6 protein-coding genes are annotated in these 21723 nt (G+C 38.7%); all 6 read right to left on the reverse strand.

The window, feature by feature from the left end; translation table 11 throughout:
- Positions 1 to 19: 19 nt before the first annotated feature.
- Genes F1381_RS00040 through F1381_RS00065 form a run of 6 tightly spaced genes read right to left on the reverse strand, consistent with a single transcriptional unit; the run spans position 20 to position 21723 of the window.
- The gene (locus F1381_RS00040; RefSeq protein WP_151732789.1) at positions 20 to 1015 is read right to left on the reverse strand and encodes a BtrH N-terminal domain-containing protein; all 996 of its coding nucleotides are present in this window, start codon (positions 1013 to 1015) and stop codon (positions 20 to 22) included.
- Complete coding sequence (locus F1381_RS00045; RefSeq protein ID WP_151732790.1) at positions 1012 to 4773, reverse strand: type I polyketide synthase; 3762 nt, start codon at positions 4771 to 4773, stop codon at positions 1012 to 1014. Before F1381_RS00045 ends, F1381_RS00040 begins: the two co-directional genes overlap by 4 nt.
- A 12-nt stretch (positions 4774 to 4785) precedes the next feature.
- The gene (locus tag F1381_RS00050) at positions 4786 to 10719 is read right to left on the reverse strand and encodes a non-ribosomal peptide synthetase (protein ID WP_151732791.1); all 5934 of its coding nucleotides are present in this window, start codon (positions 10717 to 10719) and stop codon (positions 4786 to 4788) included.
- 18 nt (positions 10720 to 10737) lie between these two features.
- Positions 10738 to 12156, reverse strand: a complete 1419-nt coding sequence (locus tag F1381_RS00055) for a B12-binding domain-containing radical SAM protein (protein ID WP_151732792.1) — start codon at positions 12154 to 12156, stop codon at positions 10738 to 10740.
- Between the two features lie 24 nt (positions 12157 to 12180).
- Complete coding sequence (locus tag F1381_RS00060) at positions 12181 to 17019, reverse strand: SDR family NAD(P)-dependent oxidoreductase (protein WP_151732793.1); 4839 nt, start codon at positions 17017 to 17019, stop codon at positions 12181 to 12183.
- Positions 17020 to 17037: 18 nt separating this feature from the next.
- Positions 17038 to 21723: a type I polyketide synthase gene (locus tag F1381_RS00065; protein WP_151732794.1), complete on the reverse strand. Its 4686-nt coding sequence runs from the start codon at positions 21721 to 21723 to the stop codon at positions 17038 to 17040.

A 21723-nucleotide genomic window follows, 5' to 3' on the forward strand; every position in this document is an offset into this window, starting at 1 on the left:
CTCCCCTATTCTTTTTTTATTAATGATATTTGAGCAATAAATTCATATATTGCAGTTCTAAATGATGAATTTCATCCAGTTTTTCGGTACACTTTTCAAAATAGTCTGTTTTAATATCGCAAATATACATAGATCTAACTAGGACATTTCTTACAAATAACCATGAGGATAGTATTTTTTCGCAATAGCTCCTTATAATTAAATTTTCTGGAAGTAAATTTTTAATACGATAAGTCTCTACCTTCTTTACATTTACTGTCGTATTTACACTTTTCAACAGGTTATTTATATATGCCGGGAATTGCATCCCTTCCTCTAGCTCTTTCTTGAAAATATTAGTGTACTCCGCCAGGGATTCAAGCCCCTGAATTATGATTTCATTATGTTTGAATAAATTCGATTTAAATTGTTCTCTATACATGTTTATAGATTCTGTTCCCTCCTTAAACCTCCCTTCAGAAAACTCAAGATAACTAAATTTCTCCTGCCCGCAAAAATTGACCAGATACCCTTGGTACGAGTTACTAATATCAGAAAAACTAACTTCCGTTTTGTCATATGACAAGCTATCTTTATGCTTATGTTCCATCACCAAGAAGTGATTTCTCTCTTCGGAATAACCATATATCAATATATGATGCGGATGATGTTCTTTCATGAAAGTGTCTCTGCGAATGGACATATAAAAACAGTCTATCGAGAGAATGACTGGATAATCATTGTCCAAAGACTCCTGCAATTTCTTGACCACATCGGATACTCTGCCCAATTTATTCACATGAACTCCAATGGACTCTATTACAGACTCTAGAGGGTTCTCCGACAAATAATCTGCTTGAAAGCTTGTCCAGTCTTTTTGCTCCCTACATGTATAAAAGGAAATATCATTATAGAAAAAATTCATAATGTTCCTTCCGAAATGCAATACAATAGGAAAAAGAGCATTATAAAAACAATCTTTATAATAAAAATCATTAAACGCCTGAATTCCGTTGATCATTTTTTCTTTTTTCATATTCCCTCCACTAGACTATATGCACGGTTAATATACTGTCCTAACTCGGATATGGTGGGATACGTTTCTACATCAGAGAACTGAATATTGAATCCAAGTTTCTCCATCTCTACTTCGATAGCAACAGACAGTAAAGAATTTCCACCTAAATCATAAAAGTTATCATGTACACTAATTTCATTAATACCTAGGAGGCGACACCAGATCGTTGCGATTTCCTGCTCTATTTCGGTATAATCAGCTTCTAATGATTTACCGGTCAAAATGACACTGCCATGTTTTTGGGAATCTCCAACTGTTGCTGACTGATCATTTTTTGGCCCGATTCCCCTTCTTATCTCTTCGGAGAAATCAAATGACATACGCGGCTCCAGATAGAGTGCCTGCTTATTTATTTCACCTACTATCACCTGCTGCACATCCCTGCCAATAATTTCAGTAAAACCCAGAATAGCGATTGAAGCAGATAATGTTTTGAATAAACCATTTTCATTATCTTGAATTTTGGCGGCCATACCGGTTTTATCCCATGCTGCCCAGTTAATGCTTGTACAATGTTTGCCTTTTATATTTCTATATGCTGCAAAAGAGTCCAGGAACGCATTTGCTGAAATATAATCCCCTTGCCCGGGCGGAATAATAATGGATGAGATAGATGAACATAATACAAAAAAATCAAGATCATCCTTCTCAGTCAACAAATCAAGGATCAAGGTCCCCCGTGTTTTGGCCTCCATTACTCTCGAAAAATCTTCAAACTCCTTATTAAATAAAAACTCGTTATCTCTGAGTTCACCGGCACAGTGGATAATTCCATTAATATTTCCGTACTTGCTTCTTAAATGATTAATGAGCTGTTCCATAGCCTTATAGTTCGAAACGTCAGCGGCATAAGCCTCGACAGTAGCACCTTGCTGCTCCATTTCGAGCAATACTTCGATATTATCGCATACATAATCACTTGCTTTGTGATCATTGCATATATCATCCCACTCCGACCGATCAGGCATCTCTTTTCGATTTATCAGCACAATATTGGGACTGTTTTCAGAAGCCATGCGCATACCTAATTCTTTACCAATACCACCTAGTCCACCCGTTATCAGGTATACCCCTTCGCTTTTAATTTTGCGGTCATGCCTTTTGAAATTGTCCAGGCTAGTCTGCTTCATTTCCTGTGTATATCTTATCCCGTTTCTATAAGAAACATGACTCTGCTTCATATCACTTAACATAATCTCATTTATCAATTGATCCACTAAAAATTCACTGTCGACATCAATACACTTGCATTTCAGCTTTGAATTCTCCTGTCCAATCGCTTTGGCTAAACCGAAATATGCAGCACGTTCGGGATAAACCGTCGTATCACTTTCTGTGACCTGGTAAGCATATTGTGATATGCAATAAACATTTAAGTCACCAGACTGAGATAACAAAAAATTTGTTGAGTATAAGGATTTTATAAGTTGAAACAAATTATCGACCCCGTGCTCCAGCCCCTTGGTTAAGCCTGTCAATGGATCGCTTTCATTATTTGGTGAAATACTTCTTAAATGAATCAATTTGCTGATCTGCTTATCCTTTAATTCATTAAATAATTGCAAATAAGACATCCCGTTATCTTCACTAATATATTGGGTGTCACTTAATTTTGAAAAAGCTTTTCCCTTTCCTATCTTAATAACATGTTCACCTCTAGCCTCCAGTTCTTTGGCTATTTCCTTGCCAATCCCTGATTCATCTTCAAATAACAAAACTAATCCACTTGGTGAATATTGTTTCTGGTCAAAAATATGACTTTTCTGTTCGATCCACCTATTTATATAGTAAATATCTTTATTTAAATCTTTGCTGGATACATTGATTGGAACCCAACAACGTCTTTTCACAAAACCATAGGAGGGTAAATTAACCCTTCTTCTATCATGTTCTTTATATAATGGGTCCCAATCAATCATTGCCCCTCGGCAGTAAAGACTTCCAAGGCTATTTAAGAAAGTTCGGCGATCGTTTCCTTCGGGTACTTCTTTAACTACACGATTTGCAATTGCCGAAATTTCGTTGATACTTTCGTCTCTCCTCAAATTCTTGTCCCAACTATAATAAATATTATTTAGACCATGCTCCTCGATTTTATTGATTTCCAGTTGTTCAAGCTTTTCTTTGAAATCAAGATAGCTCTCTACAATAAGTGCTATCCGGTACTGGTAATGGTCCCTTCCTGTATTTGCTGTATACCCAATATAGTTTATATTACTTTCGGCTCCATATCGGAGCATTCTTTTATACTTCCTGATTAAGTTACAGAGTGCTTCTTTGCTTTTGGATGAAATACAGATTATTTGGCAACGGCTTCCTTGCTCATCCTTTCTATCATTTGCTTCGGGGCATTCCTCTAAAACAACATGACAATTTGTTCCGCTTAAACCAAAAGAACTTACTCCACACCGCCTTGGACCGTTAACTTCCCAATTCAGCGACTTGGTATTTACGAATACCGGTGAATTCAAAAAGTCGATTTGGCTGTTAGGCCGATTAAAGTTCAAACTCGGGGGAATCACTTTATTCTTTAGAGAAAGTACAGCTTTTAATAATCCTGCCCCGCCGGCAAGATTATCTAAATGCCCTATATTCGTTTTTATAGAACCGACCGCAATAAATTGTTTCCGGTCTGTATATTTACCAAATGCTCTTCTAATTCCTTCGATTTCTATCGGGTCACCCAACTTGGTTCCAGTACCATGCGCTTCAATGTATGAAAGAGTATTGGGATGTATTGTGGCCTGCTTCAAGGCTTGCTCAATTACCTTTGCTTGCGCATCGGGATTGGGGCTAGTCAATCCAATTGTTCTCCCGTCATGATTCACTGCCGTTCCCTTGATAATAGCGTAAATGGAATCGCAGTCACTTCTTGCTTCTTTTAATGGTTTCAAAAGGAGGGAAATAACTCCTTCACCAAATCCTGTTCCAGTTGAAGCATCATCAAAGGTCTGGGTTAGTCCGTTCTCTGACTCAATCCCCATCTTCCCTCCTTTTGAGAAGGGAAGGAGCGAAATCTTGACGCCTCCGGTTATAGCCATATCACACTCTTTATTTCTCAGCGCTTGGCATGCATAATGAACAGCGACAAGCGATGATGAACAAGTCGTATCAATAACCAGACTCGGTCCTGTGAGATCCATATGGTAAGCAATTCTGCTTGCAATCATTGCTCCCAAATTACCTGCCATAGAGGAAGCAATCATCCCAGGCTCTGCTTTTGAACAGATCCGAAAATAATCATCACTCATGAATTGGCTTATCCCTAAAAATACACCGGTTCTTGATCCGCGTAATTTCTGACCTCCGTATCCAGCATCCTCAATGGCTGACCAGGCTGATTCAAGAAACAACCTTTGATTAGGGTCCATTAATCGCGCTTCTTGGGGGGAATATTCAAAAAATTCGTAATCAAAGGCATCAATCCTGTTCAAAAATGCTTGTTTTTCATATTGAACGGTTTTCAAATCAATGCCAGGATCAGACCACATCATTAATTTTTCCAAATCTCTTTTCCTTGAAGTTGAAATCGGTCCGATTAAGGATTTCCCGTCAGCAAGATGATTCCAGAAATCATAGATATCTTCAGAGTGTGGCATAGTTGCCGATATTCCTATAATGGCGATATCCTCATTTTTTTCCGGTTCCGAATAAGATATTGATATATCACTGCTTTGAGTAAGTTCATCAAGTTCAATATCTAACCATTTCTCCATACCTGACCTCCTCTATTGAATAATCCCGCCTTTATTAACAATATAATCCAAAATTCCCGCACATTCTTTCGCAATTTCTGCCAATGAATCCCTGCCGACTTTATTACTGTTGATCTGCAATTGCCAGCTGTTGTCCTTAAACGACTTATCAAAACCGAGGATAAGATCAAATTCATCTAACAAGTTCACACGATTATTAAGTAATTTCTTGTCATAAAATATTGGAAATATATAGCCCGGTTCTTTATTCTTCATAACATCACTTATTTTTGATAAAGGAATGGCTTCCTTTAAAGATTTAATTTGCGAAATCCTTCTGATCAGTTGAGATAAGCTTTCTATCAGAGAAAGATCAAAAAATAATGATTTGATATGTTTCGGGGCATCCATCACTTGTATTGTTATTTTGTTTTCGTTATGTGACAGCTTATCCAGTACATAAATAATTACCGCCAATATTATATCTTCTTCGAACACTCCCATTTTCACTGCAGCTTTTTCTAAACCTGTTTTGATCTGACCTTTAATGTTTAGGTCTATGCCTAAACTGTTATCTCCTATGGCATACTCATCGAGAATATACTCTTTCGGCCAGGAAATTGGTATAAGGGGGGCAGCTTGCAACTGTTCCTGTTTGAGCTGAATAAACGCAGACATTTTTTCAATGGTCGGATTCGCAAATAAATCGGCCACTGCAAAAACTCCCGGATACCACTTATCAATCTCATTTTTTAGTTTCAACAGGAGTAATGAATTCCCACCCGCATTGAAAAAGCTGTCCAGTACACTTATACTTCCCTTATCTCTGTTCAACAAATCAGACCATATAGCCGTTAAGCCAGATTCAATTTCATTTTTAGGTGCATGAAACTCTACTTGATTCGGAATTTCTCCGACTAAAGAGAGCGTCTGCAAATCAAGCTTTCCATTCGGCGTCAATGGCGCTTGCTTCAAACGAAAGAAGTAAGAGGGAATCATAAAATCAGGTAACCTCTTTGAAAGAAACTCACGCCATTCCGTATCGGAGATCGTAATATCGGCAAGATAATAACCACAAAGGTACGAAGTACCATCTTGATATTGTTGTTTCGTTATGTAAGCATCCTCAATCTTATTGATAGCTGACATATTTTCGACGATCTCTCCAGGTTCGATTCTATATCCTCTTATCTTCATCTGGTTATCCATTCTGCCAATGTACTCAATCTCTCGATCAGGTAACCATTTTGCTAAATCCCCAGTTCTATACATCCTCTCTTCCCCGCAAACAATATCAGGAACAAATCGCGTTTGGGTCAACTGGAACTGATTCCAATATCCTCTAGCCAGGCCTGCCCCGGCAATATATAACTCCCCTGCAACCCCGGTGGGTTGTACATTTAAATCTTCATCCAGAATATACATCCTCGTGTTATCTAAGGGTCTGCCGATAGTAACTGCATCAAGCTCGGTTATTTCTTTGATAGAAGACCAAATGGTAGATTCGGTCGGACCATACATGTTATAGATCCGGGCATTATGATTCAACAATTGACTGGCCAGGGCATAGGGTAAAATTTCTCCGCCGATCAAAATACTCTTCAAAGAACTGTTAACTAACAGATTCGGATCACAGTATAGCAGTTGCTTCATCCGTGACGGAGTGCTTTGCAGGATCTCAATTTGATTTTTTTTAATTACCTCTATTAATAATTCCGGATCTTTGACTTCCTTATCATCCGCTAGAACGACAACAGATCCTGCAGTAAGCGGTAATAATAGTTCAAGCACAGAAATATCAAATGAAGTTGTTGTCACAGCCAACACTCTTGTCTCCCGTTTAAAGCTTATTCGGTTGGTCATTGATGCAATAAAATTATGAACCGCCTGATGCTCAATCATTACTCCTTTCGGTTTTCCGGTTGAACCGGAGGTATACATCATATAAGCAAGGTCATCCGGTTCCACTTTATCCTCTAGCTCTTCTCCGTCCGCTCCTTGAAAATCCAAATCCTCCAAATAAACCACAGTTCCATCAAAACTCTTTTTAGCATGAACCGCCTTTGTAGTTATAAGGACCTTAACCTGCGAGTCGCTTATCATATAATTCAGGCGTTCTTGGGGATACTCCGTGTCCAGAGGTAAATATAAACCGCCTGACTTAAGGATCGCTATCATGCTTATCAGCATTTCAACTGAACGATCAACCATGAGGCCGACAACAGTGCCAATATCGACTCCTTTTTTCCGTAATAAACTGGATAAGTGATCTGACCTTTTTTTAAGATCCCCATAGCTTAAATGCTTATCGCCAAAAATAACGGCGGTATCACATTCGGATTTCAAGCACTGCTCGTCAATTAAACTATGTATCGTCCGCTCTTTTATCGGCATTACTGTGTTAGAGTTACTGAAATCGGCAAGTATCCTGTCCCGTTCATCCGGTGCAATTAACGGGATTTCACCAATTGGTTTATTCAGGTCAGAAATCACATTCATAACTAAATGATTGAAATACTTGGATAGTCTTTCAATCGTTTCTTTCTTATATAATTGGGTTCTGTATTTAAGGTTAACAAGCAGTTGATGGTCCCATTCAATCACTTCAAAGGTCAAATCACAGGGAACGGACACTTGGTTAAATTCATACGGTATGATTTCAAAATCCTCTGTTTGCATCGCAGGCATCATGAAGTTCTGATAAACCAACATGATATCAAACAGGGGGTTTCTGCTCATATCACGATCTTTTACTTTCTGGGATACTAATTCATCAAAGGGATACAATTGATTTTCAATGGAAGCAAAGGTGTCCGCTTTTACCTCCGCTAAAAAATCTATAAACTTTTTTTTGCGATTTGGTTTATTGCGGAGAACTATAGTATTGATAAACAAGCCAATCATAGACTGCATATCACGGCTTGTTCTTCCGGAAACCGGCGTTCCAATTAAAATATCATCCTGTCCACAAGTTTTGGATATGAACACATTGAGAATAGCAAGAAATACAACAAACATTGTTGTTTTCTGTTCAATAGCTATTTTTTGGAGCTTTTGAGTTAACTCTTCATTAAAATGAAACGAGAAAACCTCTCCAACATTATCCTGAAACGGAAGTCTTGGGAAGTCAACTGGTAAGCTTAGCATTGGAGGAACATCTTCATAAACGTTCAACCAATAGTCCTTCTGCCGCATGAATGCTTCACTATTTGTTTGCGAGTTATGCCATACACTATAATCCTTGTACGTCACCGTTAAATCAGGCAAATTCTGAGCGTTGTATAAATGGAGGCATTCGTTAATGAATATACTTAAAGAAGTTCCGTCAAATATGATATGATGAGCATCTATGAACAATAAACTTTTTTCTTCATTCATTCTTCCAATCTTTATCCGGATAAGTGGAGCTTTACTTAAATCAAACGGGCAAATCCAACCTTTTATAGTATCAGCCAGTTCCTTCTCATTAATATCTTCACATACGTTTGCCAGCTGGGCATCAACAATTTTTTGTACAATTTCTCCATCGACAAAATCAAATATAGTACGCAATGGTTCATGTCTTTCTATAACCGTTAAACATGCTTCTTCAAATCTCGCCAAGTCCAAACGTCCTTTAATAATAAATGCCGATGAAAGATTGTGTTCGATCCCTGTATTATCCATTTGATGGAGCATGTATAATCTTTTTTGTGATGAACTGGTCGGGTAATATGACCTATATTCAGCCTTATCAATGGTTTGAATTATTTGTGTATTATGTGCGTTCAGGTTTAAACCGATATATGCGGCTAAGTCTTGTAACGTTTCATATTGGAATATGGCAAGTACATTTATCTCGAATAAAAACTTTTCGTGAATACGTTGGATCATCATCATAGCGTTAAGAGAGTTGCCCCCAAGTTCAAGAAAGCTGTCATTTATAGACAAGTGCTTTACCCCAAGCACTTCTGCCCAAATATTAGCCAGTTCAATCTCAGTCTCGTTATACAACCCATGCTCTCTTCCGCTAAGGCTGATATCTGTTTTCTCCTGAATGGGTTTGGTCGTTTTAACCGTGAATTTCTGTTCCAATATTGGAACCCAATAACGCTCTCTATCAAATTGATAGACTGGAAGATTAACTTTTTGCATTTTTTCCTGGTAAACAGTGTCCCAGTCAATCGCCGAACCGTTAGAATACTTGACAGCTAATTGCCTAAGGAAAGTTCTATAGGCAGTTGCGTCTTTATGAACATGCGGGTTGTCAACTGAGACCGCTTTTGAACCCTTTAGGTTCTTATTGAACCCATAATATAGATCATCCTGCATCTTTATATCAAGATTACCTGCATTAATATTTTGAATGTTCATTAAAATAAATGTCAGCTTATCCACCAAATCTTCTTTACCCGTCACAATTGCAGCAACTCTGTAATGATAATGTCCTCTGCCCGTATTCGCTGTATAACAAATATTTGCGATATGTAGATTCTTATTTTGATTAAGAAATTCAATATAGCTTTCGAGCAGTTTAGCCAGTGATACCAGAGTTTTAGCAGAAAGCGTAAACAGGAAAGATTCATCAACTGTGTTAGCCGGAAGAACAGGCTGGTTATCGGGTGCTTGTTCTAAGATGATATGACAGTTGGTCCCGCTGAACCCGTAAGAATTAACTGCAGCATATCGCGTTTCCCCACCATTATTCCATTCCGTTAAATTATTGGAAATATAAAACGGAGATTCAGACATATCAATATGCGGGTTTGGTTCATCAAAATTTATAACCGGAGGTATTTGGCGTTTATCTAATGACATTGCAACTTTAATGATTGACGCCAGACCTGAAACCGCTACTGAATTCCCGATATTAGGTTTTAATGCACCCAGCGAACAATACTGCTTTTCACCAGTGGCTTTGGAATATGCTTTACTCAATGCTTGAATTTCTATGGCATCAGATAATAGATTTCCACTTCCATGCGACTCTATATATGAAACCACGCCGGGGTTAATATTAGCTTGTTGACAAGCCTTTAAAACTAATCGCGACTGGGCTTCTGCACTTAATGCAGTAATACCGCTGGTTGTACCATTATTGTTTACAGAACTGCCTTTAATCACTGCATAAATATAGTCCTTATCGTTTATCGCAGCCCTAAGTGGCTTAATTACGATAGCAGCTATACCTTCCCCCCATACAGTTCCATTTGCTTTACTATCAAATGCCCGGATTTCATAATCAGGAGATACAAGTCCGGACATTTCACTAAATTGAGGCAGTAGGAATAAACTTACCCCACCGACAATGGCCATTTTACAATCATTATTTATTAATGCCCTACATGCCGATTGTAATGCTACAAGTCCTGAAGAACATGCAGTGTCAATTACAACACTCGGACCCAGCAAATTTAGAAAATATGAAACACGGCTAGCAAGAATACTTGAATATGAGCCGATTAACGAATGGATATCCCCATCCGGTAATGCTTTGCTATAGTCTGATTTATAAGTATGATCAACCCCTACATAGACTCCGGTATCTGTATAAGATAGGCAACTGCCTCCATAACCCGCATCTTCTACAGCCTCATAAGCAGTTTCTAAGAATAACCTTTGGCTTGGATCCATCGCAACAGCCTCGTTAGGAGAAATTCGAAAGAAGGACGCATCGAACTTATCCACTTCGCTTAAAAACCCGCCATTGGGTAAACTTATACCTTCAGGGAGGAAGGATTCTATATCCCTCTTTCTAGTCTGCGGGAACGAGGCAATGCTTTTTTTCTTGTTAACAAGATTACTCCAGTATATATCCTTGTTATCCGCCCCAGGGAATTTACCAGCAATTCCAACTATAGCTACCTCGGTTTCAATTGATTTGGATAATTGCTGCAGTTCTTTTAAATATTCAAATGCAGTGCTCTTATCAATATTTCCATCTCGAAACTGGTTTAAGATATAGCGTTGAATGTTACCTTCTCCCATCAATATCTTCTCTCCCTTCTAACGAATTTGATACGATTTACTATGCTTTGACAAATATTGTTCCAGGTTGGATTTAAAACAATTATAGAGTTCAACTTTATCTTTAATTTCTTTAGAAAGATTATCTGTATAACCAATAAAATAATCGCAGGAACCATTCTTACAATAATCCACATAATCTTGAAACGTATTTAACTCGGAGTTGATTTCATAAGGCAAAGACCGTACCGGAGCAAGGGGGTCCAAGACATATACTCCCATAGAAACTGATAATTGTTGCGATGGAAACAGTTCAATTGCTGATTCAATTTGCTTCAAAGATTGCTGAAATGACAAATAATCATCTCCATATGCATTAAACGAATAGAAAATATGTGTCCTGACGTTTGATTCGCTCAAAAATTCAAACAACTGGTGAATGTGAGAATTGGTTGTGTAAATTCCATTTTGTCTACGGACATGTTCGTCTCCAGAGATCAAGGATATTGATATTTGGCTATAATCCAACGTAAAGGTCTTGATCATTTCTTTAACAAAAGACTCGGACGGAGCTCTGCAACAGTAAGCATTCAACCCAATGTTAATTCTCTTATTCCGTATTAAGGAAAATATTTCCTCGTAATAATGAGAGGGAAATAATGAGAAATCATGTGAACAACATATGGTGTTCACTTTCATTTTAGACAATCTTTCAATATCGTTTACTACTTCTTCAGGTGGACGTACCCTCATGCCATTAATTCCGAATAAATCCATTCCGTTTTTGGAGGAGCCGCAACAATAGGAGCAATTTCTGTTACAACCTCGTGCAAGCAGTATAGGATATTTCTTAAACCTTAGATCAAGTCCGGCTTCGGTAGTAAAATAGGTGAACCGCTTATTTTTCATAAAATCACATGAAATGTAGTCAAAATCACCCGATTCCAAACATACATAAGTAATGTCTTTAACAATTGCCTTACCTTTTAAGCGGTATCCTATATTAGGAATTTCATTCAAGTGATATTGGTTTCGAATTAGATGATCCACCAGCATCCTTAAAGGTTTTTCGCTATCCCCTCGAATAACATAATCAATACATTGATAATTTGTAATAATCTCTTCACAGTAAATTGTTGAAGTTAGTCCGCCAATGATTACAGGCACGTGCGGATGAACAGATTTGGAAAGCTCGGCTACACTTGTAGCACCATAACTATGTTCATACCAATGCAAATCTACCAATAATAATTTGTAATGTGTTTGTTTCAGCTCATCAATCAATGAATAGTTTGGAGTTAACGCATTCTCAACCCCCAAATTAATACCTCTTACGCGGTACCCCGCCTTAATAAGCATGTTTAATAAGGCAACTATACCAAGGGGCATGATGGAATATTCAGTATTAAACAGTGATTTGGTTGGATGGATATAAAGAACATCGAATTCGCCTTCCATACATAGCACCTCGCCTGCTATCCGTTATTCTTTTCCTTCTAATAAAGTTATAGTTCCATCAATCGAAAGGCTGCCCGCTTCCAACTCGTCCAAGAGATTTAACAAACGGATGTCGTCCATACCTACATGATTTTTATGCTGCGGGACAGAATTTTCTTTTTTATTCATTCTATCTTCAACACTGCATGCAAGCTGATAAACGGTAGGATATGAGAAGATATCCGAAATATCGACTACTCCCGGGTACTTGCTTTGAATTGCTTTTATGAGTTGGGTAGCCAGTATAGAATCTCCACCCAGATCATGGAAATTATCAAAGATATCTATTTCCGTAAGTTCAAGAACACTTGCCCATATCCGTGCCAGATCTTTCTCTATTTCCGAATATTCACCGTCTGTTCCCCTAATTATTGTTTCTTCCATGTGCGCCTTTTGCGTGGTACTTGGAGCTGTATATTTACGCTTATACTGTTCAATTTTGTGCCTTAGCTCCTGCGATAAGGCAAGCGGAAGCTGTCCCTCGATCCCAGCAGCCATCTGAAGGTTAATTTCTGCTGGAATTATTCGCGAAATATCGTAGTTTAGAATTTCCTCAAATATTTGCAATGCTGTGAGTGTCGAAACTGAGCGGAATAAGCCTTCCTTTCTTAATGCGTCATGTTCCAACGCCATTCCCGTATCATTCCACGCAGGCCAATTTATAGTTGTCATATTCTTACCGTGACTTCTACCATATTGCGCATAACTATCCAGAAAGCTATTAGCTGCTGTATAGTCACCTTGGCCGGCTTCTCCAATGAGTGTAGCTATCGATGAGAACATTATAAAAAAGTCAAGCGTATTTTCAGCCAACAAATGATCCAGTATCATTGTCCCTTTTATTTTGGGGTCTATGACTTTCTTAAAGGTTTCGTCATCTTTTCGGAATAAAAATCCTCCACCTGCTACACCGGCACAATGAATGACACCATTAATTTTGTTATATTTCTTTTGAATCCTATAAAGATGTTGTTCCATTTCTTCTTCATTTGATATGTCAGCAGCCAGGACCATTACTTCAGACCCTGATTGTTCCATCTCTAATACAGCCTGAATTTTTCGGCAATAGGGATGTTCCTTATCCTCTTCCAGTAAGAACTTCCATTGATCACGATCTGGTAAACGGGTACGATTGAAAAATATTAAATTAACTTTATTCTTAGCTGTTAAATATTTGGCAATTTCCAGGCCTATACCACCCAAGCCACCAGTTATGATATAGACACCCTCTGAACGAATTTCAATATTCCGTCTCTTAAGCTTGTCAGCATCAATTTCTGTGAGTTGCTCTACGTATCGTTGCCCTTTTCTGAGCGCACAGAGATATAATGGTGTTGAATTATTGAGTTCGCTGAAAATATCCTGTGCTGTTGTATTCATTTCTATATCAATAGATCTGCAGATTAAATTCTGATATTCCTGATTGATCACTTTTCCAAGTGCATACAACGGTGCATGCTGAGGAAAAAGATCACTTTCCAGATGATCGACTGCGTGAACAGATTCGGAGATGATAGCAATATTGATTTGATTATTTATTTTCTCATTGATTAGTGCAGACACTAAATAAAAGAGACTGTTAACCCCCCGATTGATTTCTTCATCAAGGATATTCGCTTCATAAGTGAGATTTCTTTGAGAAACACTCGACATATGTACAATTTCAGTCAGAGTGACCCCCTTTAAATCTTGAAGCAGCTGGATGTAGTCTTCACGTTTTCCGGAAATAATATAATTGTGATTATTCAACCTTGTATATTCCGATCCGATACTTACGTGAATTAATTCATTAGAATCTTTGCCGTGAATAAGATCTGCAAGCTCCAAGGATAAGCCGCGGCTATCACTAAATATCAATATTGCTCCGGATTTCCATTTTTTTGATGGATTACCTTCATTCTCATCAAGAATCCACTTGGATTCTAAATATTGATTTGTTTTTTTACTCAACTTAAATTTCGAAGACGCTTCATGTACTTTTTTAATCACATAGTCATTTATCTTACATAGACATTTCCCTTGTTCATCTACAAGAATAATTTCAAATGACACAGTCTCCATGCTATGGCCCTTATTTTCTTTCACTTTAATGTAGCTATAGAAGTGTTCTGGCAAATCAGCATAAACCTTAAATTCCTTATAGGATAAAGGTAAGTATAATCCGCCGTCTCCTACCGCTTGAATAATCCCATTCACAGCATTATCCAGGAGGGCCGGATGAAGTGAATGTTTCAATAAATCTTGCTTATAAGCAGCCGGCAGATGAATTTCCAGCAGAGACTGTCCCTCTCCCACGTAGGTTTCATCTATGTTATCCCATCTCGGACCAAAGACAACCGTATCCCCCTCTGCACTCGGAGCCCGCTTAGCTAATTTAGTGGGGCAAGCCTCTTTAAGTTCTTCAATTTTATAAACGGGAAGCTCTGATTCCTGTAAATGATAAATTTTCCCTTCAGCATGAATGGTCCATTTTTTCTGCTCAAGTATAGTAGCATCCTCATTCTTACTTGCAAAAGTAAAGAGGAAATGATCTTCTTCCACACTAATTATGATCTGTACAGGCTTACTATTATTCTCTTCCACGATGATCGGAGTCAAAAAAACGACATCCCGGAATTCAATGTGTTCATTACCAAAATATTTACGGAATGCCTCACTGGCAATTTCAAGATATGCTGTTCCAGGAACCACACAATTACCAAGTATCTTATGTTCAAACAGCACCCAATGTTTCATTGCGTCAAAGCTCGTTTCAAAAATCCCCTGATTGATTGAATCAACGAGATGACGTTCAATTAGCGGATATCCAGCTTGGTCGTTACGGACAACTTCGTCCATTCCTATCGTTTTGGGATCTGCCCAAAATCTGATTCTTTCAAGAGGATATGTCGGGATGGATACTCGCTTTCTTTCTCTAGATTCGTAATAGTTACCCCAATTTATGTCGGCTCCTTTGACAAAAGCTTCACACAACGACTTAAGTATTGTCGCATCCGATATGCCGGACAAACGATGGTTAATGGATAAACTGAGTTCTTCTTTGTCTTTGTCCGTAATTTCATTAGAATCCTTTAGAGCTTTGGTTTTCCTTACCAGTTTATGTTCTCCGAAATATATCCCTTTGTTTGGATCTGTAGCCAGCATATTCTGTTCTGCCCATTCTAATCTTTCGATTAATTGCTCAGCAGTGTCAAACATAATCGCTAATCTGCTGGAATACTGCCCCCGCCCACTATTGGCGGTATAACAAACATCTCTTATGTCGATCTCTGGATTTTGATTAAGAAATTCAATGTAGCCATGGACAAGTTTTAGCAAAGTCTCTTTGTTTCTTGTAGATAAAGAGAGAACAAGCGGTGCTTCATGATGACGAACGGGAACATGATTCTCAGGCGCCTCTTCAAATACCATATGACAATTAGTCCCACTAAATCCAAATGAACTCACTCCGGCACGGCAAGGTGAATTCCCCTGCTCCCATACTCTAAGAGTGTCGTTGATATAAACCGGGGATTCCGGAAAATTAATATAAGGATTGGGCTCACTAAAGTTTATGCTCGGGGGAATCATTTTGTGTTTTAACGCCAGGATCACTTTAAATGCAGACGCAATACCGGCAGCTCCTACCAGATGTCCTATATTGGCTTTTACAGAGCCGATTCCACAAAACTGCTTACGGTTCGTGTGTTTAAGAAATGCCTTTGTAATCCCTTTAATTTCAATAGGGTCCCCCAGTACCGTGCCCGTACCATGCGCTTCAATGTACGAAATAGTTTCAGGTGAAATTCTGGCATCCTTCCATGCTTTCAGAATCACATCTTCCTGCGCCTCCGGATTAGGTGCGGTAATACCATTTGAAGCCCCGTCGTTATTGATGGCGCTGCCTTTAATTACTGCATATATATTGTCCTTATCCGTCAGTGCTTTAGATAACGGCTTGAGAATTAATGCCCCCACACCTTCGCTCCATACGGTGCCATTTGCGTATTTATCGAATGTTTTCACTTTGTCGTCTACAGATTTTACCGATTTAAGATTCACATTATTCTCCGACTCTTCTATCTTTAAGGATGTATACATGATATGGATACCGCCAGCAATTGCATAATCACATTCCTGATTTTTTAATGACATGCATGCTTGATGTATGGCCACCAACCCTGATGAACATGCAGTATCAATAACCATGCTGGGTCCTTGAAGATTAAGTAAATAGGAAATTCTGCTCGCTAAGATCCCTGCCCATGAACCGGTTTCATGTAGCTGATCCATTTCAGTAATATATTTATATAGGGATAAAGCCGTATGGTCATTGCCAACAAATACACCTGTTTTCGAACCAACTAAATTATTACCGCCATACCCGGAATCTTCTATAGCCTCCCACGCCACTTCCAGAAACAGCCGCTGGATTGGAGACATGAATTTAGCTTCTTTGGGAGGAATCCTGAAAAAACCAGCATCGAATTTATCGATTTGGCGCAGAAACCCCCCTTTTCCATAAATATCATCATAATCAGTATCAGGCGGCAGTTTGGTTCCCAAGAAAATTTCCGCAAAATTCGGATTTTTCAAAACAGAATTAAAATCTTCTTTTCTTGCTTGTGGGAATTCACCTATGCAGCTCTTTCCATTACATAAATGATCCCAAAATTCATGTATATTTTCGGCTTCGGGAAACTTTCCGGATATGCCTATAATGGCTATATCATCTTTACCATTATCCTCAAGGTTCTGTAACTCCAATAACATTTTCTTTGCTTCTTCTTTGTTCAGTTGTTGGTTTGCTACCTGCTTGTAAATATATCTTTTAGTGTTATCCATGTTTCAACCCTCCTGCTCTTAGATATTGATATCATCGATAAGAAGTTCCCCGCTGGCTAATCGATCAAGCATATCGTCTAGCTCGTCATAGCTACTTTGTGACTTATTGATTAATTGTTTCTTCAAGTGCCTACTCATTTCGCTTACGGATGGATAAGCAAAGATATCGGAAATATCCACCATCCCAGGAAAATCTTTATTCATATATTTCAACAAACGGGTCGCCATTATGGAGTCGCCCCCCATATCAAAAAAGCTATCATATATATTTATTTCTTTCATACCAAGCAGCTCTGCCCATATCATCGCTACGTTTTCTTCCAGTGAGCTTTCATTATTGGTTTCTAACCCTCTGACAACAACCGCTTGCTTATTGAAGACAACCTGATTCTGATTCAGTGCTTCTTTATTACTGTTTAAAGTTAATCCGATTTGAGCGGAAAGATTCATATGAACAAATTGAGTATCTTCTTTCCTTAATACTTCCGTTTTTAATTTACCTACAATTACACGAGCTCTGTTACTTCGGAGCAGCTTTCTAAAAAGGTCTACTCCTTCCTCTGGACTAACCCCCTGTATGAAACCTTCATCCGTTAAATCAAACGCCGCTGCCATTCCGGTATTATTCCACATAGGCCAATTTATTGAAATTGTGCGTTTCCCCATTTTGTTGCGGTAGAATGAAAATGCGTCAAGGAAGGAATTCGCTGCAATATAATCTCCCTGACCCGGTGCCGCAGTTAGAGTCGAGGCTGATGAACACAAAACAAAAAAGTCAAGATCATCCTGTTGACTAAGAGCATCGAGTACCCAGGTACCTTGTATTTTGGGTGACATGACTTCATGGAAATTTGCAGTATTTTTTCTAAACAGGTAGCCTACGCCTGGTACACCCGCACAGTGAATAATACCGTTAATTCTTCCAAATCTCGCTCTAACATCTGAGAAAACAAAATCCATTTCATCGAAGTTGGCGACGTCTGCTGTATAATGTGTAACTTCCGCCCCTAACTTTTCCATTTGCTTCAATGAATTTGAAATTGCTGGATTTTTATTTTGAAGTGATGTTCTGCTTACTAGAATGACTTTTACATTGCCTTCTGAAGCCAAGGACTTCGCAAGTTCAATGCCTATACCACCTGTTCCTCCTGTAATAATAAATACACCGTCCTGTATCCGAGGAGCAGGATGTGTTAACCAACCATCGTGTGGTAGATTGCACAATTCTTCAACAAAACGCGTTCCTTCCCGGAATGCTGTCAAATAATTATTCTCGATTTCCAAGAGTTCACAAGCCAAATCTGCCGGGGACGTGCCACTATCAATATCCATACACTTGCAAATCAAATTCGGGTATTCACTTTGCACCACTTTACCTATTGAGAACAATGGCGCATGCTGGGGATGGAGTCTTTCCTCCTTGCCGGTAACAGCATTTACTGAATTTGATATAATTGAAAGCTGAATTTTTTGGTTGTATTTATTTGAAACAAGTGCTTTTATTAAATAGAAAATGCTATGAACGCCTTTATTCAGCATTTGGTCCAAAGCCTTAAGTTCTGATATCGCATTTTGTTCCCGAATGCTTGAAAGGTGAATAATATGTTTAATTTGCTTTTCCTTCACCTCTTGTAATAACCTCAGGTATTCCTCCTCAGTGCCCGTAATTGTATAATTCCCTTCAACATTTTGTATGTACGAATCTCCGTATTTCACCGATATTGGTCGAACTCCTCTTTGAAGCAACTCTGGAATTAGCTTATCCGCAATTCCACTGTCATCATGAAATAACAAAGCATTTCCGCTGACGGATTCATTTGTACGCTCTGGTCGTATTTCCGGTTTCCATAAGATTTCTAAAAATTGATTTTGATTTTTTCTATTTCTCTGAAGCAAGATTTCCTCACTGTTAGCTTTTTTCACTATATAATCCTCTATCTCAATAAGGACTTTCCCCGCCTCATTGATTAAGGTGAGATCAAAAGCCGCCGTCTCTTTATGAACAACTTTCTTCCTAATATAACTAAAAAATGATCCCGGTAATTTTCTATATATTTTCATTGTTTTATAAGAGAACGGGAGGTAAGTTCCCTCTCCCGCACTTTGATTCGCAAAGTTCACTGCTACATCGAGAAGTGACGGGTATAATTCATAATCATTTATCTCGTGCTGGAATTCATCTGGGATTTTCACATGTGCCAAATAAGCATCATTACCCATATGGATGGTTTGAATACTTTTCCATCTGGGCCCTGTAACAATGGACCCTTCTTGAATTTCTTCATAGATAACTTCTCTGACCTCTGTACAGACTTTTTTGATCTCCGTAATGTCATAGACCGGTTCTTTTTCAGATTGGGCATACTCAATCACTTTTGCCTCTGCATGCAACTTCCATTTCTCATCTATGGCAGATTTGCTTGAAATGATTACATAATAGGCCGTTAATTCCTTGCGAACTGTAATGTATAGGTCATTTGTTTCACCAGGCTGAACAACCAATGGCGAAACAAAGATAACATCCTTAAACTGCACTTTTACATTTGGCAACTTGTTCTTGCAGAATTCAGCTATCATTTCCAAGTAAGCTGTACCAGGAAGAACGAATTCCCCCTCGATGCAATGTTCATTTAGAACCCAATGGTTGTTAACTGACAGTCGAGTAATCCAGACCGTTTCATCCATAAGCTCCAACACCTTCTTATCCAAGAGTGGAGCATTACCGTCACGTTCTATAACTCCGCTCATGGCTTTGGCGGATCTGCTTTCCTTAACCCAGCATTGTTTTTTTTCAAACGCATATGTAGGTAGACTTACTTTTTTCAGATGCCGGTTCGAGTATAGTTCATCCCAATTCACATCTGCTCCCTTGATATAAAGCAAGATAATATCCTTAAGGAGTTTTTCATATATAACTGAATCAGCATTACGTAATTGCTTCATGAGCTGATCCGACTCTTTATTTAATTTTGAAAGTTCATCATAAGTAATTTCACCTGCTGCTTTTTGCCCTGTAACATTTACAACCTTAAACCAGCCAAAAGATGTATGCTTGTTAATCTCAACATTATCTATTCCAAACTCGGTTAATAAATCCAGCTGTTCTCTAAGTTCATTCTCATGTTTAAACACAATGCATGTTCGGTATGAATAGTGCGCTCTACCGGTATTGGCGGTGTAGCATAGCTCATCCATGTTTAGTTTATCTTTCTTATTATGAAGCAACGTTGAATATTTACTAATGATTCCCATCAAACTCTGTAGTGACTTGGCGGAAATAGCCAATACCCTGACCGGCACGCTTATTGGTTGCATAGTTTCAAAAGCAGGCGCCTCTTCAAGAATCACATGACAATTTGTTCCGCTTAAACCGAATGAACTAACCCCACATCTTCTGGGTTTCCCATCGGTTAACCACTCTTTTAAAGTATCATTTACATATATAGGGGATATCTCAAACTTTATGTTACGGTTTGGTTTCTTAAAATGAATTGACGGCGGTATTTTTTTATGTTTAAGTGCCATCATCGCATGAACAAGACCGGCAATTCCAGCTGCGTTGTCAAGATGTCCGATTTTTGTTTTAACTGAGCCTATTGCACAAAACTGCTTTCGATCTGTTGCCTGCTCAAAGGCATTTTTAATTCCGGTAATCTCCACAGGGTCACCTAACTTGGTTCCTGTTCCGTGGGCCTCAATATACGATATCGTCTCCGGGGACACGTCGGCATCTTTCATTGCTCTAACGATAACATCCTCTTGAGCGCTGGAATTAGGAGCAGTAATTCCAACAGAGGCTCCATCCTGATTTATGGCACTTCCTTTTATAACTGCATAGATATGATCTTGGTCGGCTACTGCTTTGTGCAATGGCTTGATCAAAAGTGCTATTACCCCTTCACCATTCCCTGTTCCGTCGGAGTAATCATCAAAAGATCTGGTGCGTCCATCAACTGACTCTATACCAATCCCATCTTCCCTGTCACTTTTAAAGGGGATTAAATTTATTTTAATTCCGCCTGCAAGTGCCATGTCACACTCTCCATTACGAATAGCTTGACAAGCAAGATGAACAGCGACCAATGACGAAGAACAAGCTGTATCCACGAGTAGACTTGGACCTCTCAGGTCAAGTAAATATGAAATTCGGCTTGCGATTATCGATTTTATATTACCTGCAAGTGATAGTGCCCCCAGTTCTGTATCTCCTAAAGGGATAAATCTTTTATAATCTGCATCAAAGTTACCGCTATAACCTACATAAACTCCAGTTCTTGACCCCGTGATCCGTTTCCCGCTATATCCTGCATCTTCAATGGCCGCCCAAGCGGTTTCCAAAAAAACCCTCTGATTAGGATCGATTAATTCCGCCTCTTTTGGTGATATATTAAAAAAGGAAAAGTCAAATTTATCAATATCGTCCATATACGCTGCATCAATATAGCGGATCTCCGCTTGCTTTACTCCTAGTTGTGTCAAGTGTTCATCTATAATTTCCTTTCTATCATGTGGGAATTCCCTGATACAATCGGCCCCCTGCTCCATTTTCGCCCAGAAGTCGTCAAGAGTGAGAGTTCCGCCAATTTTACATGATGCCCCTATTATTGCCATATCCTTCTTCCTGGCATATTCAATTGCAACTTTTTCGATGTTAAGATCCGGTTCCCCAAATTTTTTAAAAAATGATGTTTTCCCGGCGTTCAT

The organism is Paenibacillus tengchongensis (assembly GCF_008973665.1).
Taxonomy (GTDB): Bacteria; Bacillota; Bacilli; order Paenibacillales; family Paenibacillaceae; genus Paenibacillus_AQ; species Paenibacillus_AQ tengchongensis.